At 71.4% G+C, this 10,251-nt stretch carries 8 protein-coding genes; 5 read left to right on the top strand and 3 right to left on the bottom strand.

Going from position 1 to position 10,251, the window contains the following annotated elements; translation table 11 throughout:
• Positions 1-170 precede the first annotated feature (170 nt).
• Positions 171-2,111 (top strand): SDR family NAD(P)-dependent oxidoreductase, encoded by a 1,941-nt coding sequence (locus VP06_RS23030; RefSeq protein ID WP_048466129.1) that lies wholly within the window; start codon positions 171-173, stop codon positions 2,109-2,111.
• Positions 2,112-3,034: 923 nt separating this feature from the next.
• Here the strand turns inward: VP06_RS23030 and VP06_RS37325 are convergent.
• Positions 3,035-3,460: a hypothetical protein gene (locus VP06_RS37325; protein WP_197093261.1), complete on the bottom strand. Its 426-nt coding sequence runs from the start codon at positions 3,458-3,460 to the stop codon at positions 3,035-3,037.
• 174 nt (positions 3,461-3,634) lie between these two features.
• Here VP06_RS37325 and VP06_RS37320 point away from each other — a divergent pair, with 174 nt between their 5' ends.
• The 4 genes from VP06_RS37320 to VP06_RS33850 are packed head-to-tail and all read left to right on the top strand — an operon-like array spanning position 3,635 to position 8,089.
• Positions 3,635-4,972: a glycosyltransferase family protein gene (locus VP06_RS37320; RefSeq protein ID WP_197093260.1), complete on the top strand. Its 1,338-nt coding sequence runs from the start codon at positions 3,635-3,637 to the stop codon at positions 4,970-4,972.
• Positions 4,969-5,928 carry a class I SAM-dependent methyltransferase gene (locus VP06_RS23020; protein WP_053081995.1) on the top strand — a complete coding sequence of 320 codons (960 nt, stop codon included), beginning with the start codon at positions 4,969-4,971 and terminating at the stop codon, positions 5,926-5,928. The genes VP06_RS37320 and VP06_RS23020 overlap by 4 nt, the downstream gene beginning before the upstream one ends.
• Positions 5,925-7,292, top strand: coding sequence for a GT-D fold domain-containing protein (locus tag VP06_RS23015; protein WP_048466127.1), 1,368 nt, complete (start codon positions 5,925-5,927; stop codon positions 7,290-7,292). Before VP06_RS23020 ends, VP06_RS23015 begins: the two co-directional genes overlap by 4 nt.
• Positions 7,289-8,089: a PIG-L deacetylase family protein gene (locus tag VP06_RS33850; protein ID WP_053081994.1), complete on the top strand. Its 801-nt coding sequence runs from the start codon at positions 7,289-7,291 to the stop codon at positions 8,087-8,089. The genes VP06_RS23015 and VP06_RS33850 overlap by 4 nt, the downstream gene beginning before the upstream one ends.
• Positions 8,090-8,350: 261 nt before the next feature.
• Here VP06_RS33850 and VP06_RS23005 read toward each other — a convergent pair whose 3' ends face one another.
• Entirely contained in the window at positions 8,351-9,778 is a 1,428-nt protein-coding gene (locus VP06_RS23005; protein ID WP_048466126.1) for an FAD-binding oxidoreductase, read from the bottom strand.
• Positions 9,779-9,872: 94 nt separating this feature from the next.
• A partial coding sequence (locus VP06_RS37315) for a shikimate dehydrogenase family protein (protein ID WP_048466125.1) occupies positions 9,873-10,251 on the bottom strand: 379 nt, incomplete at its 5' end.

Below are 10,251 nucleotides of genomic sequence, written 5' to 3'. Positions count from 1 at the left end.
GTTCGACGCGGTAATCGGCAGGCTCGCCCCTCGGCCGCGGCGGGACGGCCCGGGGAGAGACGCCGGGCGGGGGTTCTCCCCTCCCTGTCCCCGCCCGCGCGAAGCCCTGCCTCCGAGGCCCGCCGCGTTGACTCCGCTTGAGCCCCGGCCGATACCGCGCCCGGCTCCCCATGCGCAGACAGATCCTCAAGACCGCGACGATCATCGTCCACGACCTCGTGGCGACGGCCCTCGCCGTGCTCCTCACCTTCGTGATCCGGTTCGACGGCCCGCTGCTCGCCGAACGGCTCGCCCACCTGCCGCTGCTGCTGCCGCCCGTCGTGGCCTGCGCCGGCCTGGTCTACCGTGCCTTCGGACTCTACCGGACCAAGTGGCGCTTCGCATCGCTGCCGGATCTCGCCAACATCGTCCGGGCCGTGGCAGTGCTGACGCTGCTGCTGCTGCTGCTCGATTACGTGCTGGTCTCGCCGGTGCTGTTCGGCATCTACTTCTTCGGCAAGATCGCCATCGGGCTCTACTTCGTCCTTCAGGTCTTCCTGCTCGGCGGGCCGCGGCTGGCGTTCCGCTATCTGAAATACAGCCGCTCGCGCCAGAGCGCGGCGCGGGCCGCCAGTACCCCGACCCTGCTGATCGGCCGCGGCCACGACATCGAGGTGGTGCTCCGCGCGATCGAATCGGGCGCCGTCCGCAAGCTCGACCCGAAGGGCATCCTGTCGCCCCGGGCCGAGGAGCAGGGCCAGACCATGCGCGGGGTGCCGGTGCTCGGCGCCGTCTCCGACCTCGACGCGGTGGTGGCCGCCATGGCCGCCCGCGGCATCCCGATCCGCCGCCTCGTCGCGACCCCAAGCGCGCTCGCCCCCGAGGCCGAGCCGGAGGCGCTGATCGCGCGGGCGCGCCGCCTCGGCCTGCCGCTCGCCCGGGTGACGAGCCTCGGCGATGCCGGCCGCGGGGCGGAACTGGCCCCGATCGAGATCGAGGACCTGCTCCTGCGCCCGACCGTCGCCATCGACCGGCCGCGGCTGGAGCACTTCCTCAGCGGGCAGCGGGTCGTCGTCACGGGCGGCGGCGGCTCGATCGGCTCGGAGATCTGCGCCCGGGCCGTCGCCTTCGGGGCGAGCGCCGTGCTGGTGCTGGAGAGTTCGGAGCCTGCCCTGCACGGGGTCCTGAGCCGCCCCGGGCTGTCCGGCCAGGAGGGGGTGAGCGGCGTCATCGCCGATATCCGCGACCGCGACCGGCTCTTCCGGGTGCTCAAGGCGTTCCGGCCCGACTACGTCTTCCACGCCGCCGCGCTCAAGCAGGTGCCCTATCTGGAGCGCGACTGGAGCGAGGGCATCAAGACCAACGTCTTCGGCTCGGTCAACGTCGCCGATGCGACGCTGGCGGCGGGCGCCAAGGCCCTGGTGATGATCTCGACCGACAAGGCGATCGAGCCGGTGTCGCAGCTCGGCGTCACCAAGCGCTTCGCCGAGATGTACGCCCAGGCCCTCGATGCCGGCCGCCAGCCCGACGAGACCCGCCTGGTGGCGGTGCGGTTCGGCAACGTGCTCGGCTCGGTCGGCTCGGTGGTGCCGGTATTCAAGGCGCAGATCGCCCGCGGCGGTCCCGTCACGCTGACTCATCCCGACATGGTGCGGTACTTCATGACCGTGCGCGAGGCCGCCGACCTCGTGCTGACCGCCGCGTCCCACGCCGACCGCGAGGCCCGCGACCCGGGCGCCGGCGACCAGCGCGCCGCCGTCTACGTGCTCAAGATGGGCCAGCCGGTCCGCATCCGCGACCTCGCCGAGCGGATGATCCGGCTCGCCGGCTTCGAGCCCGGCGAGGACATCGACGTCGTCGTGACCGGGGCCCGCCCGGGCGAGCGCCTGAACGAGATCCTGTTTGCCCGCGACGAGCCGATGGTGAACCTCGCGGGCATCGACGGGGTGATGGCGGCCAAGCCCGTCTTCGCCGATCGCGCCCAGTTGCAGACCTGGCTCGACCGCCTCGCCGCGGCCGTGGCGGCGGACGACCGGGCGGCGGCGGACGCGGTGTTCGGGGAGGCGATTCCCGACTTCTTGCAGCGGGCGGGGGCAGCGGGCGAGGCCGTGCCTCTGCCGCAGGCGGAATAGGGGCGAGGCGCCAGCACCGGCCTGCCGATGAACCGTCCCGCCACCGGGGGCCTCCGGTCCGCTGCGCCGACCCGGACCGGTGCACTCTGGTTCGGGCCGCGGGGCCGTGACGGTCATTGCGGCTTGCCGGCCGGTCCGGGTCGATCAACCAGCCCGTGATATACCGCTACGCGGAAGGAATCCCGGCGCCTGCCCGGGCCATGGGACCGGGATTCTCACCTTCGCGCGGTATATGATCGCCATCCAGACGGTCAGGCCCGGGCTTCGTATCACCAGCCCGCGCCGTATTTGAACGAAGACGACCACCACCTTGCGACAGCGCTTGCGTCGTCATCGCCGTGCGATCGGTCGGATGACCCCGATCTGGCCGCGAGCCTGCTCGATCGTCACGTCGCGCCCGGCTTCGGCCGCATCGGCAGGACTCGCATCGTCCGATGCCTGCCGATCCATCACACCTTGGGATGCATTTCATACTAGTCGATCAACCGACGATCGACAGATCAGACACTTGACAGAAAAAATTGAAAGCGAATATAACGGCAAAGTCCTTAGATTGCTAATATATGTCACTATGCCCGACTGACATCGTCGACAGATGAAGAATCGCGGATAAGGACGGAAGGTTGCAAGACAACATAATGACAATCTTCAGAATTCGGAAAATTTTTTTATCGTCCAGAAATAGCATCGATGAGTCGTCATCTGCGCAGGCTTTTTCGGTCGAGCGGACGTATCCGGCTGCACTCGATATCAGTTTTTACAGAAATTACTACAAGGATCTGTCACATTTAAAAGAAGACAGAGAATTAATTGATCATTATATGCACTATGGAAGACAAGAGGGACGTTTCCAGAACGCAGTGCAGCTGAGTGAAACACGCGCAAGGCTGCCATCCGATTTCATTCCGAGCAAGTATCGCGAACTAAATCTCGAAACCAAATCCCTGAGCGACGAAGATACGTGCATTCATTATTGTACGATTGGGAAATTCGCTGGACTCGCATACAAAGACAATCAAATTCAAGGCTTTGATCCAGATCATTTTCGCGAAACGCATCCTGCCTTCGCGCATACCGACGATGCGGCCTGCCAGCACGCTTGGCTGGCGCAAGGCGGACCCAACGGCGCCCCCGGGACGCAGGCATCGCATCTCGAGCGTCTCGGCCTGCCGCTGCGGGCGTACCCAGCGGCCTTCCCATGGCGCTTCTACACCCGCCTTTACCCGCGCGCCGCCGCGCATCGCTGGTCGGCCCTCGCCCATTTCCTGCGCGAGGGCTTCGCCGAGGCCGGCGACCGGCTTCCCTATGGTGAGGATGCGGGACCGTTCCTGACCGCGCTCGGCGAGCACTTCGCGGCGCGAGACCGGCCGGAGGCGATCCGGGCCTACGAACTGGCCGCGGCGCGGGAGCCGTCCGCCGCCACGCAACGGCGGCTCGCCGACGCCTATGGCCGCGCCGGCGCCTGGAGCGCCGCCCTCGACCTCTACGACGATCTCCTGAATGATCGCGCGGCACGCGGAGCGGTGGACGAGACCGTGCTCCGCGGCTTCGTGACCGCCGCGGCCGCGCGCAGCGCATGGTCGCGCCTGTTCGCCCGCCTTCCCGGACTCGTCGGTTCCCCAACGCCCGCACCGGCAAACGACCTGCTGGTCCGCGATGTCACCGAGCGCTCCTTCTCCGCGCGCGGCCAAGCCGCACGGGCGCTCTACATGGACGGGCGCCGGGAGGAGGGCGACGCGCTCCTCGCCAAGGCCGCCCGGGAGGTCGCGGAGCTGTCGGCCGCGTGCCTGCCCGCCGGGACGCGGGACCCGTCGCCCGAGGCGTTCGTTGCCGTGCTGGCGGATGGCATACCGGAGGGCGCCCGGCGCCGGCTGACTCGCCTGGCCGAACTCCTCGGCCGCGTCGGTTATGGCATGCGCCTCTTCGACCTCGGCCGCGTCCGGGCCTTCGAGGACGCCCTCGCCTCCGCCACCGCGGCGATCGTGGTGCGGATGCCGGCCTGGCCCACCGTCATCCAGGCCCTCATGCGCGCCCGGCGGCTCGGCGTCCCGACCCTGTACGAAACCGACGCACTGACGATCGACCCGCGCCACGCGCCGCCGCCGCTGGCGGCCTTCGAGGGCCGGATCAGCGCGCGGGCCTACGAGGATCTCGTCTTCGGGGTGGCGCTCTACCGCGCGGCGGCGGCCCTCTGCGATTACGGCCTCGCGCCGACCCGGGCGCTGGCCGGCCATCTCGACCGGGTCGTCGGGACGGGCCGCAGCTTCGTCATTCGTGACACGGCGGAGCCGGACGGGCGGACGGCAAGGACCGGCGACGGGATTCGTCTGTTTCTCTACGCGCCGCAATCGCGGACCGTCGGCGCGACGGATCCCGCCGGCGCGGCCTTGCTGCACGTCCTGCGCGACGAGCCGCGGGTCAGGCTGACGACGGCCGGATTCGCCGTGCTCGACGACGCCTTCGCGCCCTTCGCCGACCGCATCACCCGGCACGGCCCCGCCGCGGATTGGGAGGAGGCGTTGCGGGACAGCGACCTGAACCTTGTTCCGACCGACGGGAGCGAGGCCGATGCCTGCCTGGCGCCCACCGGCTGGCTCGCCGCGGCGCGCTTCGGGATCCCGACGCTGGCGGGCGACACCCCGGCCCTCCGCGAGACCCTGCGGGACGGGGTCGAGATCCGCCTCGCCTCCGCGGAGGCGGGATGGACGACCGCCCTGCGGGAACTCGTCGCCGCGCCGGACCGGCGCGCGGAGCTGGGAGAAGCGGCGGTGCAGCGCCTGCGCACCGTGCACGCGCCCGAGGCGGCCGCCGAGGCCTGCCGCACGATGATCAAAGCCCTCCGGAACCGATCGACGCGATGAGCGCCCTGACCCGACTCAATGTGACGGCCCTGCGCCGCAGCCTCGCCCGGCTCCTCGATCCCGATCGCCCGACCGCTTCACCGGCGCCCGTCGCCGAACCGGCCCCGGTCGCGAGACCGGATCCGGCGCCGGAGACCGGGCCCGAGACCCTGGACGCACAGCTCGAGCGCCTGATCGGTGCGATCACCGCCCGAGCAACGACCCTCGCCCTGGACGGCTCCTTCTATCACGAGGTCGGTCCGGCGGTGAACGGCACCAGCCTGGAGGCGCGCTCGGCCGAGGACCTGCTCGCCGCCGCCTTCCGGCCCGGGGCGCGGCTGCTCGATTTCGGCTGCGGGGCGATGCATAGCCGGCCCTTCATCGAATCGCTCGGCTATGCGTGGCAGGGCGTCGACTATCTCGACAGCGTCTCGGGCACGGTCCGGGACCAGGTGGCGCGCCTCGGCGACGCCGTGCGCTTCTATGACGGGCGCGTGCTGCCCTTCGCGGACGGGGAATTCGACGTGGTCTGGGCGATGGTGGTGCTCCACCACGTGCAGCATATCGATCTCAGCTTCGGCGAGATCGCCCGCGTGCTGCGGCCCGGCGGCAAGCTGATCGGTCAGGTGGCCTACCTGGAGCAGATGCAGGATTACGGCACCTTCAACTTCACGCCCTACGGCCTGAAGGTCGCGGCGCAAGCGGCGGGCCTGCGGCTGACCCGTGTCGAGCCGAAGCACGATGCCTTCGTGTTCCTGCTGCGCCGGCTGTTGATCACCCTGACGGCAAGCGACGACACGCCGTTCAACCACATGATGGGACCGGAGGGCTTCGTCCACCGGACCCTGATCGAGACCGGGCACCGGCTCGGCCTCGACCTCCGGACCATCAACCTGCTCCGGATCCTGTTCTGCACGCATGTCGTGTTCGAGATCGAGAAGATCACAGGCGACGCGCCAGAAGCCCGCACAGCATGACCGGCCTCGTGCCGAGCCTTGCCCCGCCCGCCTGGGTGGAGCGGCATGACGCCCCGCGCGCCGGCTGGGCACGGGCCGGCGCCGATCCCGTCGCGGCGGTGCGGGCGGCCGAGGCCCTGCGGGATCGCGGCGACATCCTGGGCGCGGCGGCGATCCTCACCGAGCTGTGCCGGGTGTTCCCCCACCTGCCTTATGGCTGGCGCGAACGCGCGATCCTGCGGCAGCGGGCGGGCGACGCGGCCGGGGCGGCGCGCGACTTCGCGCGGGCGCGGGCGGCGGATCCGGGCGACCTCCTCACCCTGATCCAGTCGGTGCGCCAGCTCGCCGGCGCAGGCAGGCTCGACGAGGCGCAAGGCTGCCTGTCGGGCTTCCCCACCACGCCGGCGCAGGAGCGCCGGGTGGCGCGGCTGGGCCAGTTGGTCGCCTATATGCGGCGGCATCCCGAGGCCGAGGCGATGCGCCTCGCCATGGCGGTCCGCACGAGCCCTCGACACCTCGACACCGCTGCCGTGGAGGCCCGCATCGGGGATGCCCTGGCGGACCGGTCCCCCTTCTCGCTGATCCGACTTGGCGACGGCGAAGGCGCCTGGATCAGCGACCCCGACGAGGAAGGCGGGCGCTTCCGCGACCTCTATCGCCACAACCGCAAGCGCATCCTGGAGACCTGGTTCGGCACCGACGGTCTGGTCGACCGCTGGGACTTCCTGGACCTGCGCCAGCGGTTCCTGGCGACGATCCCGGCCGCCACGGTGGTGGGCGTGACCTATCCGGAGCGGATCCGGCACGAATACGCCATCGCCAGCCCCGACGGCGTGCCGTGCTGCACCAACGTGCTGCGCCACGTCGTGCCTCTCCTGAGCCAGGACGGGCCGTCCTTCTGCACCCACGACATCCACCTGGACCTGCACCTCTCGGGCGCCCTGAACCGGCTTCTGTCGAGCGGCCATCCGATCGGCCTGATTTCCTGCCACCCGGCGCTCGCCGCCGCGCTCGCGCGCCGGCCCGGCACCCGCGTCGCCGCCGCCCTGCTGGTGCCGGAGGAGAAGCGGTTCACCGCCGTCATCGGCGCGACCGGGATGCCGGGCAGCCATTACCCGGACGCCTTCGTGCGGGTAATGGCGCGCCTGCGGAGCCGGGACTGGACCGGCGTGCTGTGGCTCGTCGCGGCCGGCTATCTGGGCAAGCTCTACTGCCACGAGATCGCCGCCCGCGGCGGCGTCGCCGTCGATATCGGGTCGATCGCCGATGCATGGTCCGGCAAGGCGACCCGCCCGGGCCTGGCCGACCTCGCCCGCTACCGCCTCGACGGGGCGTCGCCCCCCCCGCGTGGAGGGCGCATGACCAGCAGGGACAAAGCCCTATGACGATCGATCCTGCGACGGCTCGCGAGCGGGTCCTGGGCGCCCTGGCGGCCCGCGAGCCCGTGAACCTGGCGGTCGCCGTGGTCACGGCGCATCCGGACGACGAGACGATCGGCCTCGGCGGGGTGATGGCGCATCTGCGGGACCTCACCCTGCTGCAACTCACCGACGGGGCGCCGCTCGATCCCGCCTTCGCGGCCCATGCCGGCTTCCCGACCCGCCAGGCTTATGCCGCCGCGCGGCGCGGCGAACTCGTCGATGCGCTCGCGGTGCTGATCGAGGGCCGCTTTACCCGCCAAGCCTTCTACGAGATCCCGGACGGGCGGCTGGCCGACCACCTGGCGGTGGTGGTCGAGCGGCTGGTCGAGGATCTGATCTGCGTCGATGCGGTCCTGACCCACCCCTACGAGGGCGGCCATTTCGACCACGACGCGGCGGCCTTCGCGGTGCAGGAAGCCTGCACGCGCCTCGCGCGCCAGGGCAGCCACGCCCCGGCGCGGCTCGAATTCACGAGCTATCACCGGCTGCACGGCCAGTTGCGGACCGGGCGCTTCCTCGACGCCCCGGGCGTTCCGGAGATCGTCGTGCCGCTCACGCCGGAGGCGGCGCGGCGCAAGGAGGCCGCCTTCGCCTGCCACCGCAGCCAGACCGGCAATCTCGGCCTGTTCGGCTTCGGCCCCGAGCGCTTCAGGCCGGCACCGATCTACGACGTCTCGCAGCCGCCACCGGGGGGCGACGTGATGTACGGTCTGGACGTGTGGCAGGGCCTGCGCCGCGCCTTCGCGGCCGTCGAATCCTGACGGGGCTCGCGCGAGAGCGCCGTCCGGGGCAACGACGACGAGGCCCCGCCCCGGCAGCGGCGGCGTGACGCCGCGGGGATGCCGGCATCACGTCTGCGGATCGATGATCGCGATGCCGTCGGGCGCAGGCGTCGGGTCGGGCACGTCGCGGATCTCCGGCACCCGGGTCGAACTGCTCGACGAGCACCGCCTCCATGGCGGCCGCCTTCCCTCCCGTTCGATCTCCGATCGATCACTCCGCAGGGCGGAGACCGGCCCCGCTCACGCGCCGCGCGGGCGGGTGGCACCCGCCAGCACCTTGCCAGGATTGAGGATTCCCTCGGGATCGAGCGCCGCCTTGATCCGCCGCGCCAGCGCCATCTCGTCCGGGTGGCGGTGGCGGGCCAGCTCGGCGACGCGGTACTGGCCGATGCCGTGCTCGGCCGAGATGCTGCCGCTGTAGCGGTCCACCACGCCGTGCACGAGGGCGTTGATCGCCTCCGAGGCATGGTCCGGCCCGATCAGCACGTTGTAGTGGATATTGCCGTCGCCCATATGGCCGAAGGCGTTGACGCGGGTGCCGGGGGCGCCCGCCGCCAGCACCCGGCCGGCCTCGTCCAGGAAGGCGGGGATCGCGGTGATCGGCACCGAGACGTCGTGCTTGACGCTTCTTCCCTCGCGGGCCTCGCATTCGGTCACGTGCTCGCGCAGGGCCCAGAGGTCGGCGGCCTGGCGGCCGGATTCGGCCAGCACCCCGTCGAGGGCGTCCTCGCGCTCCAGGGCGGTGCCGAGCATGCTCTCCATCGCCTCGCGCAAGCCCGACAGCGACGAGGCCGCCTCGATCAGCACGGTCCAGCCCCCCTGCCCGACCGGGCTCCTGAGGCCCGCATGGGTCTCGACGAGGCCGAGCGACGTGCCGGAGATCAGCTCGAACGCCTGGATGCTGTCGCCGATCTCCTCCTGCGCCAGGGTGAACAGGCGCAACGCCGCCGCCGGGTCGGGCACGGCGAGCAAAGCCGTCGCGGTGTGGCGCGGCCTGGGCACGAGGCGCAGGACCGCCGCCGTGACGATGCCGAGCGTGCCCTCGGTGCCGATGAAGAGCTGCTTCCAGTCGTAGCCGGCATTGTCCTTGCGCAAGGCCCGCAACCCGTCGACGACGCTGCCATCGGCGAGCACCACTTCGAGGCCGAGGACGAGGCCGCGGGTCATGCCGTAGCGCACCACGTTGATCCCGCCCGCATTGGTGGCGACGACGCCGCCGACCAGCGCCGACCCCTCCGCCGCGAAGCTCACCGGCAGGAGCCGCCCGGCAGCCTCGGCGGCCTCCTGCGCCACCTTCAGGACGCACCCGGCCTCGGCGGTCAGCGTCAGGCCGACCGGATCGACCCCGCGGATCGCGGTCATGCGGGCGAGCGACAGCACCACCTGCGCGCCGGAGGCGTCCGGCACCGCGCCACCGGCAAGCCCGGTATTGCCGCCCTGCGGCACCAGGGCGGCGCCGGCCTCGGCGCAGAGCCGCACCACGTCCGCCACCTCGGCGGTCGAGGCGGGGCGCACCACGCAGGCCGGCCGGCCGGGAAACAGCCGCCGCCAGTCGATGGCGAAGGGGGCCATGTCGGCCTCGTCGGTGAGGAGGCCGGCGGGGCCGAGGCGCTCCCCGAGGCGCTGGATCAGGTCGTCGTGCTGGGGCTGGTGGGCCGGAAGGGTCATCGGCGTCCTCCGACGGGTGGCGGGCGGCATGGAAGGTGGCGCCGGCCTCGCCCGGATGGCCGCCAGGGTCAAGCCCGCATGCCGGAAACCCGGATCACGGCCGCATCCCCAGGAAATCCGCCATCAGGGCGAGCTGACCCTCCAGCATCGGCAGGCCCGGCTGGGTGCGGCAGCCCCGCGCCGCCGCTGCCCGGAGGAGCGGGGTCTCGGCCGGCTGCATGATGATCTCGGCCACGAGCTGATCGGGCGTGAGCCCGGCCGGGTCGAGGGGCAGGGCATCGCCGGGCTGCAAGCCCAGGGAGGTGGCGTTGACCACGAGGTCGTGCCCCGCCGGATCGGGGCCGCCGCGGGCGAGCGGCAGGTCGGGGACGAGCCGGCGCAGGCGCGAAAACAGGTCCTCCACCCGCGCGGGCGTGCGGTTGTGGACGGTGAGGCGGCTCACCCCGGCCTCGGCCAGCGCGAAGGCGATGGCG

This window comes from Methylobacterium aquaticum (assembly GCF_001043915.1).
Taxonomy (GTDB): domain Bacteria; phylum Pseudomonadota; class Alphaproteobacteria; order Rhizobiales; family Beijerinckiaceae; genus Methylobacterium; species Methylobacterium aquaticum.
Note: the sequence above shows the minus strand (reverse complement) of the source record. Positions and strands in the feature narration are given on the sequence as shown.